A 26,577-nucleotide genomic window follows, 5' to 3' on the forward strand; every position below is an offset into this window, starting at 1 on the left:
CCTGACACAAAAGAGAAGCCCGGAAAGGCGCTATTTTCCCGCAGCAGCCAGCTGGGCATAGCGCTTCAGACGTTCATCCAGCGTTCCGGTGTGAAGCTCAAACAGATGATTGTCATGATCGTGGAAATAGATCGAGCGCCCCTCGCCCTCCACGCGCGGACGCGGCGGGCGCATATCCAGTCCCAACTCGGAGATCTTGCGCACACAATCGTCATAGTCCTCCTCGGAAATCTGGAAGGCGACATGATTGTAGGTCCGCTCAGTCAGGGGGGCGCCTTTCATGATCGCAACCCAGACATCTCCCACGAGAAAGAACTTCTCCTGGGAGATGGAAAACATGTCCTCGCCACTGGAGTAGACCTCCCGCGCGCCCAGCACCGAGGTCAGAACAAGGCTCATCCGCTCCAGGTCGGAGACGATGAAGGTGATATGAGACAAACCGGTGGCCAAGCGAACCTCCAAGATCCAAGCCCGGCACTTGTGCCCGTGAATTCAGGCAGGCCCGTGGCCACGCGGGCTTTACTGCGGATCGGATTCAGGCGGGCGGGCCACTTCGAAGGTTTCCCGCCAGCGGCTGATGAAATGCGAGCGCTTCTGCCGGTCCAGAGCCACAAGCAAGGTGGGAGACAGGCTAATCGACCGCAGGGCAGTCTCGCTGATCGTCTCACCTTCTGCGCCGACTTCACCTATGAGCGGCATGATCAGACGCGCCCGCTGGAGCTCGGTCTGACCGGCTGAGGACAGAAGATACTCAAGAAAGGCCTGCGCTTCGACCGGATGATGCGCCTGCTTCGGGATCATCACCGCCCGGGAGAGAACCAGCGTGTAATCCTCGGGAAGGACCACGCCCAGGCGGTCATCGCCATAGGCAAGCTCCATGGCGTAGGAGCCGATCACATTGTAGGCGATCAGGTAAGTTCCGTCCGCAACGCCGGAAATCAGCTCGGCAGAACAACAGGTTGCCACCGCATCCGTGCGGCCGAAGGATTCCAGCAAGGCGCCGAACGTCGTCGCTTCACGGGAATCGGCAAAGGCAAAGAGATATCCCACACCTGATTGCTCGATGTCATAGGTCGCAACCTTGCCTGCATAGCGGGACAGGGACGGACGCAGCAGGTCGAGCAGGTCAAAGCGGGTATGCGGGATTTCGGAGGGCGGCACGAGACGGCGGTTATAGACCATCACGACCGGCTCCCGCGTCACGCCCCAAAGCTCGTCCCGCCAGCGCAAGGCTGAGGGAAGATTAGCCGTTGCAGGCGACCGGTAGCTGAGCGCGCAGGCATCATTCACCAGCCTGACCATCTGATGGACGCCTGAGCTCATGACCATGTCGGCAGGATCATCCCCGCCATGGCAACCCTCGACGCTGTCCTGATAAAGATCGTTGGAGCCCCATTGCTGGTAGACGATCTGCAGATCCGGACGGGTTTCGAGATAGGCATCGACGACCTGCCCGAAGATCCGCAGATCAATCGTGGACCGGATCACCAGACGGCCCGGCGCATCTGCAGCTCCAAAGGTCTCGACGATCTCGGGCTCCCCGGCGCGAACGAGCCCGGAAGGGGCGAGGAGCGCCAGGCAGAAAATGGAGAGACGGAAAACCCGGCTCAGATAAAGCGGCACAAAGGACCTCATTTGCTGTCCTCCTTGAGCGGCAGCATAACGGCCACGCGGAAGCCTCCGGTCTCTGGACGCGTGAAGGAGAGACGCCCGTCGAATGCCTCGGCAACAGCCAGCGCAATGGCCAGCCCAAGGCCGGAACTGTCGCCACGGGACACGGCAGAGCGCAGGAAACGTTCTCCCAGCGCCTCTTCGACAGAAGGCGGCAAGCCACCACCCGCATCGCGCACCCAGATGCAGCCTTCGCCGTTATCCGCGCTCACGCCGATTTCCACCGGCGCCTTTCCGTGCTTGATCGCATTGGTCACGAGGTTCTTGACCGCCTCTTGCAGGGACGGGGCATCTGCCAGCACGGCAACGGGCTCCTCACCGATGGCAAGGCGCACGCCCGCATCAGGGGCAAGAATGTTGAAATCCCCGCTTTCAAAGACATCAAGCGCCACGTCCCTGAGATCCAGGACCTCGCGCCGGGCGCTGTCGCCGCGGTGCATGACGAGGGCCCGGCTCAGGAGCTGATCGAGCAACCGGCCAAGACTGACCGAACGGGCATGGATGCGCGCAACAACAGCCCTGCGGCGCTCATCATCCTCGACTTCCGCCGCAAGATCCGCTTGGGCCCGAAGCGCAGCGACGGGTGTGCGCAACTGGTGGGCCGTGTCCGAGATCAGATTGCGCATGGTGCTCATCTGGCGATCCAGACGCGCCATGAAGCCATTGAGCGCACCGATCAGAACGGCTGCTTCCCGCGGCACGTGGGGGTCGACTGGCGTCAGGTCATGGGGATCGCGGCCGGCAATGGTCTGGGCGATCCGTTCAAGGGGCTTCAAGGCCGAGCGAACGACAAAGACCGCGAGCAGCAGCATCGCGATGCCCGAGACCACAGCCGCCAGCAGTGCCTTGCGGGTAATGTCCAGCGCCAGGGCATTGCGGGCCAGCATCGTGTGGCCCACGATCACCTGAATGGTGCCGTTGAGGCTGCGTTCCGCGATACGCCGCAGCACCACCACATAGCGCGCCTGTTCACCCGTGAAGGTTCCATCAAAGAACCGGGAGCCGCCGCTTCCATCGGCACCTGGGGGCACAATCAGTTCGTCATATCCGGTCAGGGTCTGGCCATCGACCCCGATCACCCGGTAAGCGACCCGGTCATCGGGCGCGAGGGCAAGCAACTGAAACGCGGAGGCAGACAGATCAACGACCGCTTCGCCATTCACCACCGAAATCGATCCGGCAATATCATTGGCCGCCCCGAGCAGCAGCCGGTCATAGGCCTCCTGGGCCGCCTGCCGGCCATAGGCAAAGGCCGCGATCGACACGAGAACTCCGCCGATCACCAGAAGCGACGTGACCGCCAGGGCCACACGCATGGTGAGCGAGCTGGACCCGAGGGAGAACAGCTTCCTAGCCATCTACATCCAGCTTGTAACCCAAACCCCTCTGGGTCTCGATATGGACGGAACTGCCGCTAAGCTTCTTGCGCAGCCGCGCGATATAAAGCTCGATGGCGTTCAGGCCGACATCCGTATCGGAAAAGGAGAACAACCCCTCGAACAGGCGCTCCTTGTTCATCACCTTGCCCCGATTGCGCACCAGCATCTCGAGAAGCGTGAATTCACGCCGGGTCAGTGTGATCGGCACATCGTCCTTGCGCAGAACCTTGGCAGATGGATTGAAGGTCAGGTTTCCAAGGCGGATCTCATGGCGCTTGTCGCCCTGTTCGCGCCGGTAGAGAGCGCGGATCCGGGCCTCCAGCTCCCGCTGGTCAAAGGGCTTGATGAGATAATCGTCAGCTCCGAGGTTCAGCGAAGAGATCCTGTCATCGACTGAAAACTGCGCGGTCAGCATCAGGACCGGTGTCCGGTCCCCCATGGAGCGGCGTTCCTGCAAGAGGTCTGTGCCCAGTCCGTCGGGAAGGTTGATATCCAGGACGACCACGTCATAGCGCTGCACATCCAAAAAAGCCCTGGCTTCATCGAGGCAATGGGCAACGTCACAGGCCATGCCCTCCTGCCCCAGCCTGATGGAAATGGCCTCGGCCATATCCAGCGTATCTTCCACCAGCAACAATCGCACGCCCGCGTCTCCTTATGCCGGTTCTGCCTCAAGGCGAAGATCCGCGCAACAGCTCACTGAGCCTGTGACAGGTTCACGACAGTTTCAAGAGCTAACACAGATTGGCCGTTCCGCAGGAGCTGTCCTGCCTCGGGCCTAGCCGGACGGTGGAGGAGAGCAGCCAGGAGGAACGGCTGCTATGACTGGAGGAAACATTACAATGGCTTTCAAATCGACCCGCCTGTTTCTGGCGGCTGCCGTCCTTGGCGTGTCTGCCCTGAGCGCGAACGCTGCTGACTTCATGCCGGAAAACCCGGAATGCGTTGCACCGGCAAACCCGGGCGGTGGCTGGGACTTCACGTGCCGCCAGGTTGGCAAGACGCTTCAGGACCTCAAGCTGATCGACAAGACCATGCAGGTATCCAACCTGGCTGGTGGTGGTGGCGGCGCAGCCTACGCCTATGTCGTTTCCAAGCGCGACAGCGACAATGACCTCATCGTTGCTGCTTCTTCGGCAACCTCGACCCGCCTCGCACAGGGCGCCTATCCGGGCAACACCCAGGACCAGGTCCGCTGGGTTGCTTCCGTTGGCGCTGACTATGGCGTGATCGCCGTGGCTGCAAAGAGCCCGATCCAGACGCTCCCGGAGCTGCTGGAAAAGATGAAGAATGACCCGAACTCCGTCTCCGTTGCTGGCGGTTCTGCTGTTGGCGGCTGGGATCACCTCAAGGTTCTCATCGCTGCCAAGGCTGCAGGCGTGGAAGACGTCCGCAAGGTCAAGTACATCGCGTTCGATGGCGGCGGGGAAGCCGTGACCCAGCTTCTGGCAGGTTCCGTTGATGCCTTCACCGGTGACATTTCCGAAGCCAAGGGCTTCGTGGACGCTGGCGACATCCGCGTGATCGCAGTTCTGGCTCCCGAGCGTCTGGAAGGCGAATTCGCCAAGTTCCCGACCGCACGTGAACAGGGCATCGAGGCCATCGGCGCAAACTGGCGCGGTTTCTACGCTCCGGGCAAAATGTCCGATGAAGCCTACAACGGCTGGGTTTCCAAGATCGGCACGCTCTATGCCAGCGATGAATGGAAGCAGACCATGGCTGCAAACGGCATGGCTCCGCTCGACCTGCAGGGCGCGGAATTCCAGAAGTTCGTTGCAGACTCCGTGCAGCAGATCCAGGACATCTCCCGCGAGATCGGCATCATCAAGTAAGCGGTTTCAACCGCCCCTTTCGAGGGTTCTGGAGCGGCGTAAGCGCCGCTCCACTGCGTTATCCGACATATGACGGGTGGCGGCTGTTCCGGCCGTGAAGAACCACCTGCACGAGGAGATCCCAATGAGCGACCGCATCTTCGGCATCATCGGCCTCGCCCTTTCGATCGGCTATGCCTGGGCAGCCATGAATATCGAAGAAAGTTTCTTGTCCGACGCCGTCGGGCCGAAAGCTTTCCCCCTGATCATTGCCGCCGTTCTTGGCCTGGCTTCGATCACCGTTATCCTGAAGCCGGATCCGGATCCGCATTGGCCGAACCCGGTTCGCCTGCTCGAGATCGCTGCCGCTGTCGTGATCCTGCTTCTCTATTCCATGATGCTGCCGGTCGTCGGCTTCGTGATCGGAACGGCTTTAGCCGGCGCCTACCTGACCTGGCGCCTTGGCTCCAAGCCGCTCGGATCCGTCATCACCGGTGCCACCACGTCTGTCGGTATCTACGTCATTTTCCACCTGATCCTCGGCCTTTCCCTGGCCAAGGGTCCTCTGGGCTTTTGATGGAGCTGGTCCATGGAGACGCTTTCTTCCCTTGCCGATGGCTTCATCATCGCGCTGACCTGGCAGAACCTGCTGCTGGCTCTGCTCGGCTGTTTCCTCGGAACGATCATCGGCGCATTGCCCGGTCTTGGACCGTCTAACGGCGTTGCGATCCTGATTCCGCTGGCCTTTTCGCTTGGCCTCGGCCCGACCCCGGCCCTGATCCTGCTGACCTCGGTCTATTACGGCGCCATGTATGGCGGCCGCATCTCATCGATCCTCTTGAACATTCCGGGCGACGAGCCTGCCATGATGACCTGTCTCGACGGGTATCCGATGGCAAAGGCAGGCCGAGCCGGTGAAGCGCTCGCCCTTTCAGGCATCGCCAGCTTCATTGGCTCGTTCTTCGCCACCTGGGGCCTGATCCTTCTGGCTCCCCAGCTGGTCAAGATCGCCCTGCTGTTCGGTCCGGCGGAATATTTCGCCCTCTTCACCCTCGCCTTTGCGACCCTTGGCGGCGTGTCCTCGACCAACCAGTCCAAGACCGCAATCGCAACGGCCCTGGGCCTTGGCCTGGCCATGGTCGGCGTCGACACCCAGACCGGTGTTCCCCGCTTCACCTTCGGCGAAGTGCACCTTTATGACGGGATCGACTTCCTGGTCGCCATCGTCGGCCTCTTCGCCCTGTCCGAAGTCTTCGTCTTCCTGGAGCACCGTCATGGTTCCTCCGACGCGGAAGGCCGCAAGATGGCAATCGGCCGGATGATGCCGAGCTGGGCGGTTCTGAAGTCCTGTCTGCCGACCATGTTCCGCACCAGCTTCCTCGGCTTCCTCGCCGGTGTCCTGCCGGGTGCAGGCGCTTCGCTGGGCTCCTTCATTTCCTATTCCATGGAAAAGAAGCTGGTCGACCGTGAAGGCACCTTCGGCAAGGGCGACCCGCGCGGTGTTGCCGCTCCGGAAGCGGGCAACAACGCGGCCGCAGGGGGTGCTCTGGTTCCCATGCTCGCGCTTGGCGTTCCGGGCTCCGGAACCACCGCCGTGCTGCTCGCCGTGCTTCTGGCCCTCAACATCACCCCGGGTCCGCTGCTTTTCTCGCAGAAGCCTGATGTTGTCTGGGGCCTGATCGCAGCGCTCTTCATCGCCAACTTCATGCTGCTGGCGCTGAACATTCCGATGGTCGGGATCTTCACCCGCTTGCTGCTCGTGCCGCCGCGCATCCTGATGCCGATCGTTGCGATGGTCAGCTTTGTCGGGATCTACGGCATCTCCGGCTCCACCTTCGACCTCTATGTCATGGTTGGCTTCGGCGTGATGGGCTGGGTTCTGCGCAAGCTGGATGTCCCGCTCGTGCCCGTGATCCTCGGCACGCTGCTTGGCAATGCGATGGAAAGCAACATGCGCCGTGCGATCACCATCGACAACGGCAACTGGTGGACCCTGATCGACAGCCCGCTGTCGGCCTCGCTCTGGGCTCTCGCCATCATCGGCTTCGTCCTGCCCATGATCTTCGGCAAGGTCATGAAGGCACGCATGAAGCGGATGGCCAAGGATGAAGAAGGCGCGCTCACAGACTAACGCGCCCAAATCCCTAAAACCTGCGCCCGCTGCATCCTGGATGCAGCGGGTGTTTTTTTGCCTTCAGTTGACTGCCGATCGCCAGGCCCGCGCATAGTCGATCAACACTGGATCGGCCAGAACTTGAGCTGCCACTACAGTTGCGTCGCCCGAGACCTGGCCCAGAGCCAGCATGGCCGCACCAATGCTGGTCCCGGTCGCAGAGCTGCCCTCGGCAATCACCGGCCGGCCAGCCGCAGCCTCCAGCATCGACCTGTAAAGCTCATTGCGGGCAAAGGGTCCTTCGACAATCACCGGCCCATCCGCACCGATCATACGGAGGCACTCTGCCGTCATCAGCGCCAGATAGAACGAGACTGCGGCTTTTCGCATACCAGGCGTCAACTGATCTTCCGGCACGCTCCAGCCGCCCTTGCGCCCCTGAAACGGGCCAGAGCGCTGCTCGATAGCGGGAAGCAGGAAGACTTTCTCCCGCAGCACCTGATCCCAGTCGGCATCTGTCAGCTCACCCTCAAGACCGCCGCAAACAAGCTCGAACTCACGCCCGCCCATGAATCTTGCAGAGGGAACCGGGTACCCCAGCGCATTGACGTTGATGAGCGTGTCCCGCTCCGGGTCGAGGGTAACCGGCTTGCCGCCAATGGACAGGGCAATCACCCAGGTGCCCGTGGAGACGACGGAAAAAGGCGCCTCTCGCCGGCGCAGATGCGGATAGAGCGAAGCATTGGAATCGTGAATGCCGCAATAGACCGGCGTATCGGCAGCAAGTCCTGTTGCCTTCCTCACGGCCTCCGTCACCGGCCCCAGACAATCGCCAGCCAGACGCACGGGCGCCATCTTGCCCGCAAGACCCAGACTTTCGACCAACGTGGAATAGCGACCGGCATTCGGATCCCACAGGTCCGTATGGCATCCAAGCGAGGTCACTTCATTGGCCGCAACGCCTGAAAGCCGGAAGGACCAGTATTGCGGATAGGTGAGAACCTGCCGCACCCGGTCTTTCAAACCGGCATCCCGGTCCAGCTGCCAGAAAATCTGCGCGCCCGCATTCAGCCCCATGCCAAGCCGCGGCGAGCCTGTTTCCGCAAAGGCGGGTCGGATCGCATCATAGGCTGCCGTCAGACTGTCGGGGCCATCGTGCTCGTAATCCAGAACGGGGGCTGCCAGCCCGCCCTCTCCATCGAGCAGAACCACGCAGGCCCCGTGGGTCGTGACGGACAAGGCATCAAGGCCCACTTCTTCATTCAGGTCGCGAAGGCTCTGCAGGATGAAAGCCCAATGCCCATCAATGCCATAATGGGGATAAGGCCCCTCCCGCAAAACGGTGTTCGGCCGGGTGCGCACGGCGACTTCCTTCAGAAGCCGGGCATCGACAGCCGCCACCTTCGCGTTGGTCTTGCCAATGTCAATGACACCGACCGTATGGATTTCCTTCATGACCGCTCAATCCATATGGAAGACGGTTTCGAGCGGCACCGCTACCGGTTCATTGTCCGGATGGGTCAGCATGATGTCAGCCATATAGGCCCACCACTTCTTCATGACCGGCTGCAGCGGAAGCTGATCCATGGTGTGATCATCGTCCCGCCAGAGAACGCCAAAAAGAGCATGGGTCTCACGGTCCAGATGAATCGAATAATCCGAGACCCCGGCATCCTTCAGGAGCTGCGACAGCTCCGGCCAGATCTCGTCATGGCGCTTCTTGTACTCCGCCTCGCATCCGGGCTTCAGCGTCATGCGGAACGCGTATTTTTCCATACTTGAAGACCTCTCAACTGGCTGCGCGGCGCGGGAAGAACCGGCGGGCAAGCCTCGGCAAGGCAATCACTGCGATCAGCAGGATGCCGATAAAGATGGACATAACGATGCCCGGAACATTGAGCAGTCCGAAACCGAAAGTCACAAGCCCCATGACCAGAGCCGCGATCACGACGCCTGCGATGGAACCGGAGCCGCCGAGAATATTGACCCCGCCAAGAACCACCATGGTCACCACTTCCAGCTCCATGCCCGACGCGATGGAAGGCCGGGTCGCGCCGAGGCGCGAGGTGAGGCAGACAGCGGCAAGACCCGACATCAGACCCGTCAGCAGGAACAGGCCGAACTTGATGCGGGGCACACGGATGCCGGAAAAGAGCGCCGCCACATCATTGTTGCCGATAGCATATACCGAGCGTCCGAAGGCCGTTGCATGAAGCAGTATGCCGAAGGCCACCGCCAGCAGACAGAACAGAACCAGCTCAAAGGAGAACACCCACCAGACATAGCCCTGGCCGAACCAGGAGAAACTGTCCGGATAGCCGGTGAAGGCCTTATCCCCGAGGACGATATAGGAAATGCCGCGGAAGAGGCTCATGGTGCCGATGGTCACCACAATGGACGGCAGGCCGAGGCCGGTGATCAGGGCACCGTTCACCGCGCCGCAGAGCAAGCCAGTGAGAAGGCCGATCCCGACCAGGGCAGGCGTGTCCGCCCCCATCTGCACCGCAAGTCCCATGGCCGTGGACGCCAGCGCGATGATCGAAGCCACCGACAGGTCAATTTCCCCCGAGATGATCAGCAACGCCATGGCGAAGGCGATCATCGCCTTTTCCGTGAAGTTGAAGGTCGCGTCCGAGAGGTTCCAGGGATCGAGGAAATAGGGCGAGGCGAAGGAATTGATACAGAAGACCAGCGCGAAGACCACCAGCAGCAGGGTTTCCCAGCTGGCAAGGGCCCGCTGCATCGGTGTGCGCAGCCGGTCGGGGATCTGCCGCCCCTGAGGGATCTGATCGGAGGCTTGGGTCTGGGCCACAGATGTCATACCGCGTGCTCCGCTTTCTTCAGGATCACCCTGCCCTTGGGCCGGTTCTGCGTCACGTTGACAGCGACCGCGATCAGGATCGCCGAGCCGGAAATCGCCAGCTGCCAGAAAGGGGAAATATTGATGACCGGCAGGGCATTCTTGATGATGCCCAGGAACAGCGCGCCCAGAACAGCCCCGGCAACCGACCCAGCACCGCCGGCAATCGAGATGCCGCCAATGACGCAGGCAGCCACCACGTCCAGCTCGAACCCGCCTGCGATATCGACATAGGCGACCGCATAGCGAGCGACCCAGAGATACCCTGTCAGACCGGCCAGTGCGCCGGACAGAACGAAGGCGGCGCATTGGGTGAAGCCGGAGTTGATACCGGCATATTGCGCAGCATTCGGGTTGCCACCAACGGCATAGAAGGCACGGCCAAGAGGCGTCCGGGTGATCAGAATGAAGATCGCGATGACAGCGAGGATCCCGATCCAGGACAGGACCGGCAACCCGAGCAGAACCTGACGCGGGAAGGCCTTGAAGCTGTCACTCATCTGATGCGCATTGATCCAGCGCCCATCGGAAATCAGGAAAATGATCCCCCGGTAGATGGTCATGGTGCCGAGCGTCACGACAATCGGCGGGATCGACAGGCGCCAGACCAAGAGACCATTGACGAGACCCATGGCCACGCCAAGGCTGACCGCCACCAGCAGGATCAGCGGGATCGGCAGATCCGGCATGGCCGTGTTGATCATGGCCGCAACCATACCGGTCAGGGCCAGATTGGCAGCAACGGACAGATCGATACACCGGGTCAGGATGACCGCCATCTGGCCGAGAGCCAGAATGATCAGCGGCGCCGTGTCATTGAAGACATTCGCCAGATTGCCCGGTTCCACGAAAGCTGGAAACCGCGTTGCGATCAGCCCGAGCAGGACCAGCATGGCACCGCCCAGAACGACTTCACGGCTGATATGAATACGCCCGCTCATGGCCGTGCCTCCTCGATGCCGGCTGCGGCCCGGACCAGATTTTCAGGGGTCAGCCCCTCGCCCTCGAACTCGGCGGCAATCCGGCCTTCCCGCATCACGATGACCCGGTCGGACATGCCGAGGACTTCCGGAATTTCGGAGGAGACGAGAATGACCGCGAGTCCTTCCCCGGCCAGTTCCGCCATGAAGTCATGGACAGCGGCCTTCGATCCGATGTCGATGCCCTTGGTCGGCTCATCGAGAATGATCACCCGGGGCTTGGTCGCCAGCCATTTGGCGATGATCACCTTCTGCTGGTTGCCGCCGGACAATTCGCCGATATCCTGATCAAGCGCGGCAGCTCTGAGATCCAGCCGCTGGGTATAGTCCCGCGCCAGCTTGAACTCCTCTGCCATCTTGAGAAAGCCTCTGGAGGATACCTGACCGAGCGACGGCAGGGTCACGTTCTGGAAGATCGGCAAGCCCTTGACCGCGCCCTGCTTGCCGCGGTCCTCCGGCACATAGACGATGCCCTTGCCAATTGCCTCATTCGGCGTTCGGATCACCGCGATTTCGCCGTCGATGCGGATCGCCCCCTTGGAGGGTTTGGTGATGCCGAAGAGCGCCTGCATGAACTCGCTGCGCCCTGCGCCGACGAGCCCGTAAAAACCAAGGATCTCCCCGGACCGGAGGCTGAAATTGATATCCTCGAATTCGGAGGGATGCGCGTAACCCGCAACCTTCAAAACCTCGTCTCCGAGATTTGGAGTGCGCTTTGGAAAGACCTGATCGACCGGACGGCCCACCATGAGCTTGACCAGCTGACCTTCGTCCACGCCCTGCATCAGGCCGGAGCCGACAAGCTCCCCGTCCCGGAAGACGGTGTAGCGGTCGGCAACGCGGAAGATCTCATCGAACTTGTGGCTGATGAAAAGGATGGCCTTGCCCTCGGCCTTGAGCCTGTCCACCAGCTCATAGGTCTCTTCGATCTCCTTGTGGGAGAGAGAGGCTGTCGGCTCGTCCATGATCACCACGCGGGCGTCGATGGACAGAGCCCTGGCGATTGCGACCAGGTGCCGGTTGGCGATGCCCAGATCCTTGAGCGGAACGGAAGGATCAATCTTTGCGCCGATACGCTCCAGAAGACTGCGGGCACTGCGCAGCATCTGCTTGCGGTCGATCAGCCCGAACCGGGTTTTCGGCGCATGGCCGATGAAGATATTTTCAGCAACGGTCAGCTCTTCAAAGAGCACCGTTTCCTGATGGATTGCAGTCACGCCATATCGGGCGGCCGCCTCTGCCGTGGGAAACTGGACGGTCTCGCCATCAACCCGGATTTCACCCTCGTCCGGCTGATAGATGCCGGTCAGGATCTTCACGATGGTCGACTTCCCGGCGCCATTTTCACCGATCAGCGCCGTGACCTGACCTGGATAGAGATCAAGGGCAACGCCGGACAGGGCTTTCACACCCGGAAAAGACTTCGTGATCCCGGCAAGGGAAAGAACAGCACGGGTCTCAAGCGCAGCATCCGCGCGCACCCCACCTGCTGCCGGTTCTTTTTCCGGGCTTTTGGCAAGCATGACCATGTCCCAAGACACTCGAGAATTTCAAAGGAGAATGAAGCGGTCCGGCAAACGCCGGACCGCTGAGAACTGTTCCAAGGGATCTCAGAAGATGTCCTTGAACTGGTCGATGTTGGAGCTGTCATAGACGAACGGATCGGCCATGGCGCCGGAGTTGGTGTCGTCCAGGGTCAGCGTGCCCATGCGGCCCATCGGGATCTGAGCACCCGGCTTGGCTTCCGCCTTGCCGGTGGCAAGGTTGTAGGACAGCACGGTTGCTGCATAGCCGAGGTCAATCGGGTTCCAGATCGCAAAGGACTTGGAAGCGCCGGACTTGATGTGGCCAGCCATTTCGGACGGCAGGCCAAGACCGGTTACGTTGACCTGGCCGACCTTGCCCGCATCCGTCACGGCCTGGGCAGCGGCCACGATGCCGACCGAAGTCGGAGCGATGATCGCCTTGAGATCTGGATAGGTCTGCATCAGGCCCTGGGCTTCGCGGTAAGACTTGTCGGCAAGGTCGTCGCCATAGACGGTGCCGACAACATTGATGCCCGGGTAGTTGCCCTTGACCTTGTTCATCTCCTCGATCCAGATGTTCTGGTTCGTGGCGGTCGCGGAAGCAGAGAGAACCGCCACATCGCCGCCCTCAGGCAGATTGTCCGCAGCCAGCTTGATGATCATGTTGCCGATCAGCGGATTGGACGAGGGGTTGAGGTGCAGCTGGCGGCCTTCCGGTGCGACGCCGGAATCCCAGGACACAACCGTGATGCCGCGCTGCATGGCCTTCTTCAGGGCCGGAACAAGCGCATCCTGGTCGTTCGCGGAAATGGCGATCGCATCAACCTTCTGGGCGATCAGGGCGTTGATCACCTCGATCTGGCCTTCGGCGGTCGTATCGGTCGGGCCGGTGTAGATGATCTCCACATCGCCCAGTTCTTTGGCAGCTTCTTCCGCGCCCTTGGCGGCAGCTTCAAAGAAGCCGATGCCCAGCGCCTTGACGACAAGCGCAATACGCTTGGTTTCAGCGTGAGCCGGCGCGGTGAAAGCAATTGCGGCGACGGCGGTCGCAGCAAGCAAAGTCTTGAACAATTTCATAGTCTTCCTCCCAAACTTCCGCCGGCATTTCCTCCTCGCCGGCTGGAAACCAAATCAGCCACTGGCCGTGGCAGCCTCCTGCGCCGCACCTGCGGCGGCGACAATCACCCGGATGCCCGCATGCTCCAGCATCTGGGCCGCATGGTCCGGAATTCCCTCATCGGTGACCACTGTCGCCACGCGCTCCAGCGGACACAGGATCAGACTGGAGCGGCTCGAGAACTTGGATGAATCCGCCAGGACCACCAGTTCGTCCGCCTGCCCGATCAGCTTCTGCTCGGCCTGGATCAGCAGCGGATCCGCCTCCATCAGCCCCAGCGGCCCCAGGCCCTGAGCCCCCATGAACATGCGCTTGGCGTAGAAATTCCGCGTCACGTCATTGTCGAAGGGGCTGAGGATGATGTTCTGCTCCCGGTAGATGACGCCACCGGACAGGATGATGGTATTCTTCGAATGCTTGAGCAGATGCTCGGCGATCGGAAACGAATTGGTGAAGATCTGCATCCGCTTGCTTGCCAGCGGATGGACCATCTGGAATGTCGTCGTGCCGCCGTTGATGATGATCGGATCGCCGTCATCACAAAGCTCGACCGCCGCCCGCGCAATCGCCCGCTTCTGCAGCCCATGCAGCGCCTCGTTGACGCTGAAAGGCCGGCCGGCAAGTCCCACAAACTGCGGCGGCGTGATGGACTCGGCGCCACCCCGAACCCGACGCAGCTTCTTCTGAACATGCAGCGAGGCAATATCCCGGCGGATCGTCGCTTCGGAGGAATCCGTCAGCGTCACAAGCTCGGCCACGGTCACGACCGGACGGTCCTGGACGGCCGACAATATGATCCTGTGACGCTCTTTCTCGTGCATGAAGTCCTCCTGATGCAACCAAGGCTTCCATCTAATCCAAGCAGTGTCAATCAAAATTCGTCATATTGCTGCAATGCAGCGCGTATTTTGATCATTTTTGATCGAAACTGATTGACATTGGATCTGCCAAAAGCAAGTCTTCGGGCAAATTCCTGGTGATTGCCAGACACCCCTTGGGAGGAAAATATGCAGAATTCCGCCACCGGATCCCGGCTCGCGAACCTTTGGGACGACGCAAAAGCGTCGGCCATGAGCCAATCCGAGCTGCTGCTCTACCGCTCGAACCTGCTCGGTTCTGACAAGCGCATTACAAATTATGGTGGTGGCAACACCTCGGCCAAGGCGATGGAAAAGGATCCGCTGACCGGCCAAATGGCGGAAGTGCTTTGGGTCAAGGGCTCCGGCGGCGATGTCGGCACCATCAAGATGGACGGCTTTGCCACCCTCTACATGGACAAGCTCAGAACCCTCAAGGACCTCTACCGGGGCGTCGAGTTTGAAGACGAGATGGTCGGCTATTTGCCCCATTGCACCTTCAACCTGAACCCGCGCGCGGCCTCCATCGACACCCCGCTGCATGCCTATGTGCCGCGAAAGCATGTGGACCACATGCACCCGGACGCGATCATCGCTATTGCTGCTTCTGAAAACAGCAAGGACCTGACCGCAGAGATCTTCGGAGCCGATATTGGCTGGCTGCCCTGGAAGCGCCCCGGCTACGAATTGGGTCTGTGGCTGGAGAAATTCTGCCTGGAAAACCCGAGCGCGCGCGGCGTCGTTCTGGAAAGCCACGGTCTCTTCACCTGGGCCGATGATGCCAAGGAATGCTACGAGACCACCGTCGAGATCATCAACAAGGCCATCGGCTGGTTTGAAGGCAAGCTTGCCGGCAAGGCAGCCTTTGGCGGCCAGAAGGTTCAGTCTCTCGCCGCTGAAGACCGTCGCGCTATTGCCGCCCAACTGATGCCCGCCATCCGCGGCATGGTCAGCGGCCAGCAGCACATGGCCGGTCACTTCGATGACAGTGATGCTGTTCTGGAATTCGTCTGCGCCAGGGACATGGAAGCGCTTGCCGCTCTCGGCACCAGCTGCCCGGACCATTTCCTGCGCACCAAGATCCGTCCGCTGGTGGTCGATTTCGATCCGCAGAACCCGGATGTGGCGGCGACCCTCGCCGGGCTGCCGGATGCCGTGGACGCCTACCGCCGCGACTACACTGCCTATTACGAGCGCTGCAAGCACGCCAACAGCCCTGCCCTGCGCGACCCCAACGCTGTTGTCTATCTGGTTCCCGGCGTTGGCATGATCACCTTTGCAAAGGACAAGGCAACCGCCCGCATCTCCGGCGAATTCTACACCAACGCCATCAACGTGATGCGCGGCGCTTCCGGTGTGTCCACCTATTGCGGCCTGCCGGAACAGGAAGCCTTCGACATCGAATACTGGCTGCTGGAAGAAGCAAAGCTTCAACGCATGCCCAAGCCGAAGAGCCTGGCGGGCCGGGTGGCTTTCGTCACCGGCGGCGCGGGCGGCATCGGTTCGGCAACGGCAGAACGCTTCCTCAAGGAAGGCGCCTGCGTGGTTCTCGCTGATATCGATGCAACTGCTCTCGCCCAGACGGCCGAGCAGCTGTCCAACCGCTACACCTCGGACGTTGTGCAAACCGTCACCATGGACGTGACCAGCGAAGCGGCTGTGGACGCGGCCTATGCCAATGCCTGTGTGGCTTTCGGCGGCATCGACATTCTGGTCTCCAACGCCGGCATCGCCTCCTCCGCACCGATTGAGGAAACCAGCCTCGACCTCTGGAACAAGAACATGTCGATCCTGTCGACTGGCTACTTCCTGGTTTCTCGGGCAGCATTCAAGGTGATGAAGGCCCAGAAGGTCGGCGGATCGATCATCTTCATTGCCTCGAAGAACGGTCTTGCCGCTTCCCCGGGCGCCAGCGCCTATTGCACGGCCAAGGCTTCGGAAATCCATCTGGCCCGCTGCCTGGCGCTGGAAGGTGCACCCGATGGCATTCGCGTCAATGTGGTCAACCCGGATGCGGTTCTGCGCGGCTCGAAGATCTGGTCGGGCGACTGGCTCAAGGAACGGGCTCAGGCCTATGGCAAGGACACCGCCGATCTTGAAGAGCACTACCGCCAGCGCTCGCTTCTCAAGCGCTCGGTTCTGCCGGAAGACATCGCCGAAGCCTCCTATTTCTTCGCTTCGGAAAACTCCGCCAAGTCGACCGGCAACATCATCAATGTGGACGCAGGCAACGTCCAATCCTTCACGCGCTAGGGACACGCTGCTCACCAGCCTTCCTCATCCTGAGGAGGGCCCATGGCCCATCTCGAAGGATGGGCCACAAGCACGGAACACACCGCCCATCCTTCGAGACAGCGCTGCGCGCTTCCTCAGGATGAAGTGGGAGTAGAATGGAAAGGTCTGTCCATGACCATGATCGGCAAAGACGTCCTGGAGAAGGACAATTCCGCCCGCGAAAGCGCGCTGCGGCAGGACTATGACAACCTCGGCGGCCATCTCGCCCGCCGGGGGATCGACATCGACGACGTGAAGGCCAAGGTCTCGGCCTATGGCGTTGCCGTTCCCTCCTGGGGTGTGGGCACCGGCGGCACGCGCTTTGCCCGCTTCCCCGGGGCTGGCGAGCCGCGGCATATTTTCGACAAGCTGGAAGACTGCGGCGTCATTCAGCAGCTGACCCGCGCGACGCCGGCCGTGTCCCTGCATATTCCGTGGGACAAGGAAGACCCGAAAGCGCTTCTCGCCAAGGCCGAAGAATTGGGCCTGACCTTCGACGCCATGAACTCGAACACCTTCCAGGATCAGGTCGGTCAGGAGAAGTCCTACAAGTTCGGCTCGCTCTCCCATACGGATGCGGCAACCCGCGCTCAGGCCGTCGAGCACAATCTCGAATGTATCGAGATCGGCAAGGCCATCGGCTCCAAGGCCCTGACCATCTGGATCGGCGATGGCTCCAACTTCCCGGGCCAGGCCAATTTCACCCGCCAGTTCGAACGCTATCTGGGCGCGGCGAAAGACATCTACGCGGCTCTTCCGGCCGACTGGCGTCTCTTCACCGAGCACAAGATGTATGAACCGGCGTTCTATTCGACCGTCGTGCAGGACTGGGGCACCAACTACATGATTGCCAAGGAGCTCGGCGATCAGGCCTATTGCCTCGTCGATCTTGGCCACCATGCGCCGAACGTCAACATCGAGATGATCGTTGCCCGCCTCATCCAGTTCGGCAAGCTGGGCGGCTTCCATTTCAACGACAGCAAATACGGCGACGATGATCTGGACACCGGTTCCATCGATCCCTACCGGCTGTTCCTTGTCTTCAACGAGCTGGTGGATGCGGAAACCCGCAAGGCACCTGGCTTCAACCCGGCCCACATGCTGGACCAGTCACACAATGTGACCGATCCGATCGAAAGCCTGATGGTCAGCGCCATGGAAGTTCAGCGGGCCTATGCCCAGGCTCTGCTGGTGGACCGCAAGGCTCTGGACGGTTTCCAGGAAACCAACGACGCCCTGATGGCGACCGGCACCCTGAAGACCGCCTTCCGCACGGACGTGGAACCCATCCTCGCCATGGCCAGACTGGATCAGGGCGGTGCCATCGATCCGGTCGGCACTTACCGGGCAGCAGGATACCGGGCAAAGGTCGCTGGCATCCGTCCGGCGGTTTCCGGCGCTGGCGGCGGCATCGTCTAGGCTGGGATATCAACTTAAAAGCCACGGCAGGAGCTTTCGCGAGCCTCTGCCGTGGCTTTTTCCTTAACGCGTTCCGGAGAGCGCGGCGACGGGATCCAGCCTCGCAGCGTTGCGGGCTGGTAGATAGCCGAAAACGACACCGATCAGGCTCGACACCGCAAAGGCTGCGGCCATTGATTGCGTCGAATAGACCAGCTTGAAATCGGTGCTGAGCAAGCTGAAGGCATAACCGAACGCCAGCGCGACCCCGATACCGAGTATGCCGCCGATCAAACAGACCAGCACGGCCTCGATCAGAAACTGCTGCAGAATATCGCCCTGCCGCGCCCCGACAGCCATGCGCACACCGATCTCCGAAATCCGTTCGGACACCGTGACCAGCATGATGTTCATCACCCCGATGCCGCCGACGATCAGCGCGATCACCGCAATGGCGGAAATCAGCAGGGCCAGAGTCTGGGTCGTGCTGGTAATGGTTTTCCGGATGTCATCCGTGTTGAGGATGAAGAAGTCCTTGGTGCCGTGCCGCCGTGTCAGAAAGTCGGTCACGGCCTGCTCGGCAAGGCTCATGTCCACCTGATCGGACACACGCACCGTGATGCTTCTGAGACTTGTGCTGCCAAGAAGGCGGGTCTGGACCGTGGTGTAAGGCAAATAGACCGACAAGTTCTGGCTGTCGCCGAAGCCCTGCTGCTTGGCGACGACGCCAACCACCCGCACGGGCACATTGTCCGCCAGGATCACCTGTCCGATCACGCTGCCTATATGATCCGCGAAGAGTGACTTGCGGGTGTTTTCGTCAATCACCCCGTCCGGCTGGCGGCTGGTGACGCTGGAACCGTCGAAGAAGCGCCCCTCTTGAAGGGTCAGCCCCTTGGCAACGAAATAACCCTCGCCCACACCGCTGATCTGGCCTGTCGCTTCCACGTTGCCATGGCGCAGGGTGGCGCTGGTCGAGACCGTTGGCGTGACAGCAGACACATAGGGCTGACGTGCCAGCTGATCCGCATCCCCAACGACCAGCGTGGTGATCTTGCCGGAGCGCATGTCGCCGAAGTCCTTGCCGGGAAAGATCTCGAGCGTGTTGGTACCCAGACTGCTGATGTTGGCCAGAACCTTCTGTTGGGAACCGGTACCAAGCGCCACGACGCAGACCACGGAGGCAATGCCGATAATGATCCCGAGCATGGTCAAAAGCGCACGGACCTTGCGGGCCAACATGGACCGGACCGCCATGCGCAGGGCCTCTCCAGCCCGGTCGATGCGGGAGCGGAACCAGTTCATCTGGCTCCCAGCCCTTCCAGACGGGCCCGCTGAGGTTTGTGCCTCTTCGCTTGGTCCGCCCTGACCACCATCTACCAGGTTGGCGCTGTCCGAGATGATCAGGCCATCGCGGATCTCGATGATCCGCTCTGCCGTCGCCGCAATGTCCGTATCATGAGTGACCAGGATGATGGTCTTGCCGCTCCTGTGCAATTCCTTCAGCTCGGCCAGAACATCCGCACCGCTCTGACTGTCCAGCGCTCCGGTCGGCTCATCGGCCAGGATGACATCGGCACCGTTCATCAGGGCGCGGGCAATGGAGACGCGCTGCTGCTGACCGCCAGACAACTGACCGGGCCGGTGCGTGGTCCTGTCGCCAAGCCCCAGACGTTCCAATAGGGAAACCGCCCGCTCCCTGCGGTGGCTGGCATCCAGCCCGGCATAGATAGCGGGAATTTCTACATTGCCGATGGCATTCAGCTCCGGCAGCAAGTGATAGCGCTGGAAGATGAAGCCGAAATGCTCCCGCCGCAGACGGGACAGATCATCCGGCTCGAGCATGGAAATCTCGACACCATTGACCTCATAGCTGCCGCTCGAAGGCCGGTCGAGGCACCCGAGGATGTTCATAAGCGTCGACTTGCCAGACCCGGACTGGCCGACGATAGCGACGAACTCACCCCGGCCGATGTCCAGATCGACGCCCTTCAGAACCTCGACTTCTCCATCACCCGACGGATAGGCCCGGCCGACACCGCGCAATTTCAGCATGACGCAGCTCCTTAAAGGCCCATTGGCGGCGGACCGCCACGCGTAGAGGTCTGCGAAGCCGTGCCGGCCGCCTTTTGCCCGGAGATCACCCGATCGCCTTCATCAAGTCCCGAGCGCACTTCCGCCGTGATCTTGTCGTTGAGACCGATCTCGACCTTGCGCTGCTCAATGGCGCCGTCGGTTGTTGCGACCAGCACCGTGTAGCGCCCGTCAGCATCGCGGCTTTGCAAGGCAGCAGAGGGCACTGTCAGCACGTTTTCTGCCAGGCCAAGCTGAATACGGACATCCGCCGTCATATAGGTTCTGAGTTTGCCCTCCGGGTTCGGCACATGGAAGACACCGATATAATAGATCGCGGAGGTCGAGGTCGTGGAGGAAGAAGAAGAGTCCGGCAGGCTGCTGTCGTCAACAATGCTTTCGGGTGCCGGCTCGATGGTCTCCAGCTTGGCGGAATAAGTCACATCCGGAGCCCCGAGAACGGAGAAAGTCACCGGCAGACCAGCCTGGATCCTGACGATGTCGGCTTCGGAAATCTCGGTGCGGACAGCCATGGTGTTGAGATCACCCAGGACGATGATCGTGGGGGCCGACTGGACCGCGTTCACCGTCTGGCCTTCCTGGCTCACGATGGCAAGGACCGTCCCATCCGAAGGCGCCTTGATCTTTGTATAGCCAAGATCGACCTCGGCAGCGGCAACTGCAACTTCCGCTGACTTGATCTGTGCCCGGAGTGAATCCATCTGGGCGAGAATGGTTTTTTCGCCTGCAACAGCGCTATCCAGATCGGAGGTTGCGGAGATCTTCATGTTCGCAAGGCTCTGCTCGCGCTTGAGGGTCTGCCGCGCCAGAACCAGCTCGGCTTCCTTTTCCACCAGTTCGGCTTCGGTCTTGGCCTTGGCAGCCTCCGCTTCCAGCAAGGCATTCTGCTGGCTGACAGAATCTATCTCGGCGACAAGATCGCCTGCCTTGATCGTCTGACCAAGGGACACGTGCAGAGCCGTGATGCGGCCTGAAGCCTGGGCCCCAACCGCCACGAGATTTTGAGGCTTTACAATACCGGTCGCCAGGACAGTCTCTTCAACCGTCCCCTTTGAAACTGTCGAGACCAGATACGCAGACAGTGGATCCTGTTCATCCAGACGCCCTGTCGCATAGGCCCAAGTCAGGCCTCCAGCCACGATGAGCGCGAGAAAAGCCAGCAGCTTGATGGTGGCCCTGAGAGCCGAATTTCGCTTCATAAATCATCTTCCGCACAGAACGCATCCAGCGCGCATGTCGCCGGACTTCTATCTGCGCTGCGGAAAAGCGCGGGGATCACCGAAGGGAACTCCCGCATTGCGCCAGCACAGCCCACCATCTGCTGCGCACCCGTCCGCAAGGCGCTGCACAGGCATATAGAGCTGTCCCGCAAAGCTCAAGACAGAACAATGTAACGTAAAGTCCAAACAGAAATCAGGAGAAACAAAACGACAAGTAAGGAAACCAAAAGAATGGATGAAACAAATAAATGAATCTTGCGAAAAAATACAAAAAAATGGAATACAAATTTTCTTAGGAAAGCATGAAAAATAGAGGAAAAACCCCAAAAGGAAGAGCATTTTACATTTAGTTAATGAAGACAAATTCTCTTTAAAACTGCCAGCTGCTTCGCTCCATGTCCTCCACCGCTCTTCTTGCGCCCTTGCTTGCTTGCCCACACGGCGGGTCCCACCTCCTATTGACTGGGCAAATCCTGCCGGGCAGTAGGAAGATTTTTCCTATAAAAAACAACGATTTAAGTGAATTTTTAGCGCCTGATTTCGCACCAGCCCCCGTTCAAGAACCATGAGTGGATCAGCGGAGCTCCATTCTTCAGGGACGACAGGGGCAGAGAAGATGGGCTTGCCATCAATGAAAAAGGATCTCGACGCAGATGAGGCGCAGAAGGCTGCTGACGCCCGCAAGGCCGAGATCGTAAAGGCGAAAAGCCTGAACCTGTCCACGTTACCCGATGAAGACCTGCTCGAACTGATCCGCCAGGACAACGAGACCGCTTTTCGCACCCTTGTCGACCGACACGTGGATCGCGGATACGCGGTGGCTTACCGAATCCTGCGCAACGCATCCGATGCGGAGGATGTGGTCCAGGATGCCTTCCTGCAGGTCTGGACCAGACGGGCCGTCTGGCAAGCAGGCCGCGCCCGATTTTCGACCTGGCTTTACCGGGTCATTTCCAACCGCTGCATCGATCTTCTGCGCCGCCCCCGGATCGAGACCATGGAAACCTTGCCGGAGCTGGAGGATGACCGGAGCGACCAGATGCAGTCGCTTGCCCGGCAGGAAGCCAGCGACCTGCTGCAGGAAGCCATGGGAAAGCTCCCGGATCAACAACGGATCGCGCTCGTTTTTTCCTATACGGAGAATCTCAGCAACGGAGAAATTGCGGAGATCATGGAAACCTCCATCTCCGCCGTCGAAGCTCTGCTGAAGCGCGGAAGGCAGAAACTCCGCCATTTGCTACGAAATACAGGCGGCGAGATCTTATCTACATTTACGAAGTATTAACTATTCGGAACGGGTCAGAGCATTTTATTTCGCCTGATTACGGACTCTACTTCCGTTGAAGGGTCAGGCGCGCGTTTTCAGCGCCAAGACCGCGCCTGAGAAATGGGGCGTGGCCCCAATGTCATCAGGAGTTGAAGATGCCCGTTATCTCGACCAACACTGCCGCGAACACCGCTGTTCGCTACTTGAATGCCAACTCGGAGAGCCAGTCCGACTCCCTCGCCAAGCTGGCAAGTGGCTCGCGCATCACCCGCGCATCTGACGATGCAGCCGGTCTCGCGATCTCCACCAAGATTTCTTCCGACGTGACCGCTCTGGAGCAGGCTTCCACCAACGCCTCCCACGGTATCTCCATCCTTCAGACCGCCGATGGCGGCGCTGCCAACGTCAGCGACATTCTGGAACGTATGAAGACGCTGGCCTCCCAGTCTGCTTCCGGTACGGTGACCGACACGGAACGCGCTTATATCCAGGCAGAATTCGAAGAGCTGCAGGACGAAATTGACGCCATCTCGACGTCGACCCGTTACAACGGCCAGAGCCTTCTGGATGGCACCAGCGACTTCGCCGACGACACGGTAGAGACCGCCGCGACCGCGACAGGCGCTCTGTCTGACGTCACCGCCTCCGACGCCAGCCTGTCCGGAACCACCGCTCTCGCAGACCTCAGCCTCGCGGCAGGTGAAACCGCAAGTTTCACGCTGACAATCGACGGCACGGAGACGACCGTCACGCTTGGTGACGACACCTCCGTATCCGCACAGACCATTACTGCTGCGCAGATCGTCAGTGCCATCAACACCGCAACCGGGGCCACCAACGCCAGCCTGGACACTGACGGCAACCTCGTCCTGACCGATACGGGCGCCCTCGAAATTTCCGTTTCCGACTTCTCGGCAAGTGGCGCCTCGTCCTTCGACGCTTCCAGCCTCGGCCTGACCGAAACGAGCGCGGTGGGTTCCACCGAGGGGTCCGTTACCATTGCAGCGGGCGAAACAGCCTCCTTCAAGATCGGAACAGTCGAAGTCACGCTTGGCGATGCAGACAGCACCTCCACCCAGACCCTGTCCGCACAGGATGTGGCAGACGCGATCAACAGCGCCTTGGCTGATGCCAACGACTACAGCGCCACCGCATCCGTGGATGACGACGGCAACCTCACCATTTCGACCAGAGAAGAAGGCAGCGATGCCTCTCTGACCCTGAGCGACTTCACTGGCATTGATGCTAGCGACCTCGGGCTGACGGAAACTTCCACCGGCGTCGTAGCAGCCACGGGTACGACCACGGAATCCGCGAGCACGGGTGCAGATGTCGTCGTCGGGTCTGACTACACCGACACCATTACCCTGACGCTGACGACGCTGACGACCGAGTCCCTTGGCATCAAGGAACTGGATGTCTCGACCCAGGAAGGCGCAGCTGAAGCCCTGGCCGTTCTCGACATGGCAATCGACGACGTCTCCAAGGCACGTGCAGAAATGGGTGCGACCATGTCGCGCTTCGAGTTCCGCTCGACCCAGCTCGAAACCAGCATCGAGAACTTGGAAGCAGCAGAATCTGCCATCGCCGACGTGGATATCGCGACGGAACAGGCAAAGCTGTCTGCAGCCAGCGTGAAGGTTCAGGCAGCTGTCGCAGCTGCTTCCCAGGCCAACGAAATGCCTGAGAACCTCCTAAAGCTGCTGCAGTAATCCGCTGCGGAATTCCGGGCTGCGGGTTAACCCCGCAATGAGGCATCCGCCTTTCCCTACCCGCAGCCCGGGACCTTATCGCCTGCGCCAGGCACTCCGCCCGTCTGGCCTCCGGATTTACAGGATCGTCCTCCATGACAACAACGACATCGACGACGTCATCAACGACGACCACCTCCACCAGTTACAGCTATTCCACCAGTTCATCCGACACGGACTGGGACGCCCTCATCGAAGTTGCAGTCGCCGCGAAGGAAACGCGCGCGGACTCCATCGATGTCAAGATCGCAGACAATGAAGCGACAATCGCCGCATACGAGGAAATGCAGTCCCTGCTGCAGGACATCGTCAGCGCAGCGGAAACCATTCGCGGCACCGCAGACAGCTTGACCGCCAATGACGATATCTTCTCCACCCGCGCAGCCTATCTGACCGCCGTAGGAGATGTGGACGCCGAGAGCGCCGTCGTTGTCACCGCCGAGGCCGATGCAACGATCACCACCTATGACCTGCAGATCCTCCAGCTCGCGTCGGCACAGAAGATTGCCGGCACAGCCGTCGAGGACAAGACAGCCGAACTCGGGCTCAGCGGCACTTTCAGCCTTCAGCTTGAGAACATGGAAGCCGTCGAGATCGAGATTTCCGAGGATATGACCCTGATGGAGATCGCCGAGGCGATCAACGCCAACTCGGACACTTCCGGCGTCTCTGCAACGGTGCTCGAAGTCTCGGAAGGCAGCTACCGGCTCATTCTCAGCGCGGACGAAACCGGTCAGGAAATCGTTCTGACCGACGTTTCCGGAGATGATGTTTCAGGCTCACTTGGCCTGACCAACGAGGACGGCAGCTTCACCAGCGAGCTGCAGGAAGCCCAATCGGCCATCATCAAGATCGATGGGATCGAGGTGACCCGCACAACCAACACCATCGACGATCTGGTCGATGGCGTGACTTTCAATCTCTATCAGGAGACAGGAGAGGAAGACTCCATCTCGGTGGAGATTTCCAACGACCTCACCTCGATCAAGTCGGCGATCACCGCACTCGTGGATGCCTACAACCTCTATCGCGAATGGGCGGTCACCCAGCAAGCGACCTCGTCTGCAGGCGGGGCATCCGATGATGCCGTGCTCTTTGGGGACAGCACGCTGCGCGCCGTCAACACGGCGATCGCGGACGCGCTGTCCACTGTCATCGATACAGATTCCATGGCCCTGCTCGGGCTGTCCTATGACGAAAGCAACTATCTCGTTCTGGATGAGACCACATTGAACGAAGCCCTCCTGGCAGACGTGGACGCCATCGAGGACCTGCTCGCTTTCCAGATGACATCCACTTCCACGGATATTGCTCTGCTCAACCGCTCCTCCAACATGCCGGAAAGCCTCAGCCTCGACATCGAAGTCGATAGCGATGGCAATATCAGCAGTGTTTCCGTCGACGGTGACAGCAGCCTCTTCACCATCAGCGGCTCCCGTATCAAGGGCGCCGAGGGATCGATCTATGAAGGCATCACCTTCGTCTTCACTGGCGATGAAAGCCAGTCGGTAGATCTCACCTTCTCCAGCGGGATTGTCGAAAAGCTTTATTCGGCCATCGAGTCCTATTCCAATTCCGATGACGGCATCCTGGAAGACATGATGGTCAGTCTCACCGAAACCAACGAAGACCTGCAGGAAGATGCCGATGATATCCGCAGCCGTGCGGAAACCTATCGGGACACGCTTGCAGCCCGCTATGCGGCCTACCAGGTGGCCATCGAGGAAGCCGAATCCACCCTGGACTATCTAGAAGCCCTTCTTAACTCGGGAAATGATTGATCATGAGCTATGCCATGAACCGCGCAATCGGCGCCTATCGTCAGGCTGCTGTCGCCGTGCCCCCTCTGGCCGCAGTGACCTTGCTTTTCGACGAAGTGCTCAACGCATTGATTCTAACATCGAGGCACCTGATGGACCGGGAGTATGAACAGGCGCATCTGCGTTCCCAGCGTGCGGTCGGCATTCTGCAGGGGCTCCGCCAGAACCTGGATCTGAAGACCGGAGGGCCGGTGGCCAAGCAGCTCCTCGACACCTACACGCGCAACATTTCCGCCATCAATTCGGTGATCGGCAAGCCCGATGCAAACCGTCGGCTTCAACAGCTTGCAAGCGGCCTTCTCGAACTGCGCAATGCCTGGGCCGAGATGACCAGCCTGTCGCAAAGATCACTGGAACCACTTATGCGGGAATTCGAGATAAAACATGATATTGTCAGAAATGCCTAGGACATAGACAGACACATTCCGGACATGTACGA

General features: G+C 60.3%; 23 protein-coding genes. 9 read left to right on the forward strand and 14 right to left on the reverse strand.

What is annotated here, in order from left to right:
* Nucleotides 1-30: 30 nt before the first annotated feature.
* The 4 genes from fosX to BUA94_RS12305 all read right to left on the reverse strand — a co-directional run bounded on the left by fosX (nt 31) and on the right by BUA94_RS12305 (nt 3,693).
* On the reverse strand, nt 31-450 hold the full coding sequence (gene fosX, locus BUA94_RS12290) for a FosX/FosE/FosI family fosfomycin resistance hydrolase (RefSeq protein WP_073013866.1): 420 nt from the start codon (nt 448-450) through the stop codon (nt 31-33).
* A 69-nt stretch (nt 451-519) separates the two neighbouring features.
* Nucleotides 520-1,635, reverse strand: coding sequence for an ABC transporter substrate-binding protein (locus BUA94_RS12295; RefSeq protein WP_084081972.1), 1,116 nt, complete (start codon nt 1,633-1,635; stop codon nt 520-522).
* Nucleotides 1,632-3,029 (reverse strand): sensor histidine kinase, encoded by a 1,398-nt coding sequence (locus tag BUA94_RS12300; protein ID WP_073013420.1) that lies wholly within the window; start codon nt 3,027-3,029, stop codon nt 1,632-1,634. Before BUA94_RS12300 ends, BUA94_RS12295 begins: the two co-directional genes overlap by 4 nt.
* Entirely contained in the window at nt 3,022-3,693 is a 672-nt protein-coding gene (locus BUA94_RS12305) for a response regulator transcription factor (RefSeq protein WP_073013423.1), read from the reverse strand. Before BUA94_RS12305 ends, BUA94_RS12300 begins: the two co-directional genes overlap by 8 nt.
* Nucleotides 3,694-3,892: 199 nt before the next feature.
* Between BUA94_RS12305 and BUA94_RS12310 the strand changes: the two genes are divergently transcribed.
* The 3 genes from BUA94_RS12310 to BUA94_RS12320 all read left to right on the forward strand — a co-directional run bounded on the left by BUA94_RS12310 (nt 3,893) and on the right by BUA94_RS12320 (nt 6,992).
* Nucleotides 3,893-4,882, forward strand: a complete 990-nt coding sequence (locus tag BUA94_RS12310) for a Bug family tripartite tricarboxylate transporter substrate binding protein (protein ID WP_073013425.1) — start codon at nt 3,893-3,895, stop codon at nt 4,880-4,882.
* 124 nt (nt 4,883-5,006) lie between these two features.
* The gene (locus BUA94_RS12315; protein ID WP_073013427.1) at nt 5,007-5,438 is read left to right on the forward strand and encodes a tripartite tricarboxylate transporter TctB family protein; all 432 of its coding nucleotides are present in this window, start codon (nt 5,007-5,009) and stop codon (nt 5,436-5,438) included.
* A 12-nt stretch (nt 5,439-5,450) separates the two neighbouring features.
* On the forward strand, nt 5,451-6,992 hold the full coding sequence (locus BUA94_RS12320; RefSeq protein ID WP_073013429.1) for a tripartite tricarboxylate transporter permease: 1,542 nt from the start codon (nt 5,451-5,453) through the stop codon (nt 6,990-6,992).
* 63 nt (nt 6,993-7,055) lie between these two features.
* Here the strand turns inward: BUA94_RS12320 and BUA94_RS12325 are convergent, their stop codons facing one another.
* The 7 genes from BUA94_RS12325 to BUA94_RS12355 all read right to left on the reverse strand — a co-directional run bounded on the left by BUA94_RS12325 (nt 7,056) and on the right by BUA94_RS12355 (nt 14,278).
* Nucleotides 7,056-8,429: an FGGY-family carbohydrate kinase gene (locus BUA94_RS12325; RefSeq protein ID WP_073013431.1), complete on the reverse strand. Its 1,374-nt coding sequence runs from the start codon at nt 8,427-8,429 to the stop codon at nt 7,056-7,058.
* A gap of 6 nt (nt 8,430-8,435) precedes the next feature.
* Nucleotides 8,436-8,750: an L-rhamnose mutarotase gene (rhaM, locus tag BUA94_RS12330; RefSeq protein WP_073013433.1), complete on the reverse strand. Its 315-nt coding sequence runs from the start codon at nt 8,748-8,750 to the stop codon at nt 8,436-8,438.
* Nucleotides 8,751-8,763: 13 nt separating this feature from the next.
* Nucleotides 8,764-9,795 (reverse strand): ABC transporter permease, encoded by a 1,032-nt coding sequence (locus BUA94_RS12335; RefSeq protein WP_073013435.1) that lies wholly within the window; start codon nt 9,793-9,795, stop codon nt 8,764-8,766.
* Entirely contained in the window at nt 9,792-10,775 is a 984-nt protein-coding gene (locus BUA94_RS12340) for an ABC transporter permease (protein WP_073013437.1), read from the reverse strand. Before BUA94_RS12340 ends, BUA94_RS12335 begins: the two co-directional genes overlap by 4 nt.
* Nucleotides 10,772-12,343, reverse strand: a complete 1,572-nt coding sequence (locus BUA94_RS12345; RefSeq protein ID WP_139251129.1) for a sugar ABC transporter ATP-binding protein — start codon at nt 12,341-12,343, stop codon at nt 10,772-10,774. The genes BUA94_RS12340 and BUA94_RS12345 overlap by 4 nt, the downstream gene beginning before the upstream one ends.
* A gap of 81 nt (nt 12,344-12,424) precedes the next feature.
* On the reverse strand, nt 12,425-13,417 hold the full coding sequence (gene rhaS, locus BUA94_RS12350) for a rhamnose ABC transporter substrate-binding protein (RefSeq protein ID WP_073013440.1): 993 nt from the start codon (nt 13,415-13,417) through the stop codon (nt 12,425-12,427).
* A 54-nt stretch (nt 13,418-13,471) separates the two neighbouring features.
* Nucleotides 13,472-14,278: a DeoR/GlpR family DNA-binding transcription regulator gene (locus BUA94_RS12355; protein ID WP_073013442.1), complete on the reverse strand. Its 807-nt coding sequence runs from the start codon at nt 14,276-14,278 to the stop codon at nt 13,472-13,474.
* A 186-nt stretch (nt 14,279-14,464) separates the two neighbouring features.
* Between BUA94_RS12355 and BUA94_RS12360 the strand changes: the two genes are divergently transcribed.
* Together BUA94_RS12360 and rhaI are read left to right on the forward strand one after the other, a co-directional pair.
* A complete protein-coding gene (locus tag BUA94_RS12360) occupies nt 14,465-16,567 on the forward strand; it encodes a bifunctional rhamnulose-1-phosphate aldolase/short-chain dehydrogenase (protein WP_073013444.1) in 2,103 nt (700 codons plus the stop codon).
* 153 nt (nt 16,568-16,720) lie between these two features.
* Nucleotides 16,721-18,007: an L-rhamnose catabolism isomerase gene (gene rhaI, locus BUA94_RS12365; RefSeq protein ID WP_139251130.1), complete on the forward strand. Its 1,287-nt coding sequence runs from the start codon at nt 16,721-16,723 to the stop codon at nt 18,005-18,007.
* Between the two features lie 63 nt (nt 18,008-18,070).
* Here rhaI and BUA94_RS12370 read toward each other — a convergent pair whose 3' ends face one another.
* Genes BUA94_RS12370 through BUA94_RS23320 form a run of 3 tightly spaced genes read right to left on the reverse strand, consistent with a single transcriptional unit; the run spans nt 18,071 to nt 21,738 of the window.
* Nucleotides 18,071-20,041 (reverse strand): MacB family efflux pump subunit, encoded by a 1,971-nt coding sequence (locus BUA94_RS12370; RefSeq protein WP_073013446.1) that lies wholly within the window; start codon nt 20,039-20,041, stop codon nt 18,071-18,073.
* An 11-nt stretch (nt 20,042-20,052) separates the two neighbouring features.
* Nucleotides 20,053-21,279 carry an efflux RND transporter periplasmic adaptor subunit gene (locus BUA94_RS12375; RefSeq protein ID WP_073013449.1) on the reverse strand — a complete coding sequence of 409 codons (1,227 nt, stop codon included), beginning with the start codon at nt 21,277-21,279 and terminating at the stop codon, nt 20,053-20,055.
* Between the two features lie 48 nt (nt 21,280-21,327).
* Nucleotides 21,328-21,738, reverse strand: coding sequence for a hypothetical protein (locus BUA94_RS23320; protein WP_139251103.1), 411 nt, complete (start codon nt 21,736-21,738; stop codon nt 21,328-21,330).
* Between the two features lie 193 nt (nt 21,739-21,931).
* Here BUA94_RS23320 and BUA94_RS12380 point away from each other — a divergent pair, with 193 nt between their 5' ends.
* The 4 genes from BUA94_RS12380 (at nt 21,932) to BUA94_RS12400 (ending at nt 26,545) form a co-directional block, all read left to right on the forward strand.
* Nucleotides 21,932-22,585: an RNA polymerase sigma factor gene (locus BUA94_RS12380; protein ID WP_235860577.1), complete on the forward strand. Its 654-nt coding sequence runs from the start codon at nt 21,932-21,934 to the stop codon at nt 22,583-22,585.
* Nucleotides 22,586-22,722: 137 nt separating this feature from the next.
* Nucleotides 22,723-24,279, forward strand: coding sequence for a flagellin N-terminal helical domain-containing protein (locus BUA94_RS23975; protein ID WP_084081974.1), 1,557 nt, complete (start codon nt 22,723-22,725; stop codon nt 24,277-24,279).
* Nucleotides 24,280-24,413: 134 nt separating this feature from the next.
* Entirely contained in the window at nt 24,414-26,099 is a 1,686-nt protein-coding gene (gene fliD, locus BUA94_RS12395; protein WP_073013453.1) for a flagellar filament capping protein FliD, read from the forward strand.
* Nucleotides 26,100-26,101: 2 nt separating this feature from the next.
* Complete coding sequence (locus tag BUA94_RS12400) at nt 26,102-26,545, forward strand: flagellar export chaperone FliS (protein ID WP_073013455.1); 444 nt, start codon at nt 26,102-26,104, stop codon at nt 26,543-26,545.
* Nucleotides 26,546-26,577 lie beyond the last annotated feature (32 nt).

It is taken from the genome of Roseibium suaedae (assembly GCF_900142725.1).
Taxonomy (GTDB): domain Bacteria; phylum Pseudomonadota; class Alphaproteobacteria; order Rhizobiales; family Stappiaceae; genus Roseibium; species Roseibium suaedae.

What these genes read in the sequence shown, in the direction of transcription:
- rhaM (WP_073013433.1), bottom strand. Translation starts at nt 8,750, where the DNA reads ATGGAAAAATACGCGTTCCGCATGACGCTGAAGCCCGGATGCGAGGCG.
- BUA94_RS12375 (WP_073013449.1), bottom strand. Translation starts at nt 21,279, where the DNA reads ATGAAGCGAAATTCGGCTCTCAGGGCCACCATCAAGCTGCTGGCTTTT.
- BUA94_RS12360 (WP_073013444.1), top strand. Translation starts at nt 14,465, where the DNA reads ATGCAGAATTCCGCCACCGGATCCCGGCTCGCGAACCTTTGGGACGAC.
- BUA94_RS12315 (WP_073013427.1), top strand. Translation starts at nt 5,007, where the DNA reads ATGAGCGACCGCATCTTCGGCATCATCGGCCTCGCCCTTTCGATCGGC.
- BUA94_RS12370 (WP_073013446.1), bottom strand. Translation starts at nt 20,041, where the DNA reads ATGCTGAAATTGCGCGGTGTCGGCCGGGCCTATCCGTCGGGTGATGGA.
- BUA94_RS12340 (WP_073013437.1), bottom strand. Translation starts at nt 10,775, where the DNA reads ATGAGCGGGCGTATTCATATCAGCCGTGAAGTCGTTCTGGGCGGTGCC.
- rhaS (WP_073013440.1), bottom strand. Translation starts at nt 13,417, where the DNA reads ATGAAATTGTTCAAGACTTTGCTTGCTGCGACCGCCGTCGCCGCAATT.
- BUA94_RS12300 (WP_073013420.1), bottom strand. Translation starts at nt 3,029, where the DNA reads ATGGCTAGGAAGCTGTTCTCCCTCGGGTCCAGCTCGCTCACCATGCGT.
- BUA94_RS12355 (WP_073013442.1), bottom strand. Translation starts at nt 14,278, where the DNA reads ATGCACGAGAAAGAGCGTCACAGGATCATATTGTCGGCCGTCCAGGAC.
- rhaI (WP_139251130.1), top strand. Translation starts at nt 16,721, where the DNA reads ATGACCATGATCGGCAAAGACGTCCTGGAGAAGGACAATTCCGCCCGC.
- BUA94_RS12325 (WP_073013431.1), bottom strand. Translation starts at nt 8,429, where the DNA reads ATGAAGGAAATCCATACGGTCGGTGTCATTGACATTGGCAAGACCAAC.
- BUA94_RS23975 (WP_084081974.1), top strand. Translation starts at nt 22,723, where the DNA reads ATGCCCGTTATCTCGACCAACACTGCCGCGAACACCGCTGTTCGCTAC.
- fliD (WP_073013453.1), top strand. Translation starts at nt 24,414, where the DNA reads ATGACAACAACGACATCGACGACGTCATCAACGACGACCACCTCCACC.
- BUA94_RS12380 (WP_235860577.1), top strand. Translation starts at nt 21,932, where the DNA reads ATGAAAAAGGATCTCGACGCAGATGAGGCGCAGAAGGCTGCTGACGCC.
- BUA94_RS12320 (WP_073013429.1), top strand. Translation starts at nt 5,451, where the DNA reads ATGGAGACGCTTTCTTCCCTTGCCGATGGCTTCATCATCGCGCTGACC.
- BUA94_RS12345 (WP_139251129.1), bottom strand. Translation starts at nt 12,343, where the DNA reads ATGGTCATGCTTGCCAAAAGCCCGGAAAAAGAACCGGCAGCAGGTGGG.
- BUA94_RS12295 (WP_084081972.1), bottom strand. Translation starts at nt 1,635, where the DNA reads ATGAGGTCCTTTGTGCCGCTTTATCTGAGCCGGGTTTTCCGTCTCTCC.
- BUA94_RS12400 (WP_073013455.1), top strand. Translation starts at nt 26,102, where the DNA reads ATGAGCTATGCCATGAACCGCGCAATCGGCGCCTATCGTCAGGCTGCT.
- BUA94_RS12310 (WP_073013425.1), top strand. Translation starts at nt 3,893, where the DNA reads ATGGCTTTCAAATCGACCCGCCTGTTTCTGGCGGCTGCCGTCCTTGGC.
- BUA94_RS12335 (WP_073013435.1), bottom strand. Translation starts at nt 9,795, where the DNA reads ATGACATCTGTGGCCCAGACCCAAGCCTCCGATCAGATCCCTCAGGGG.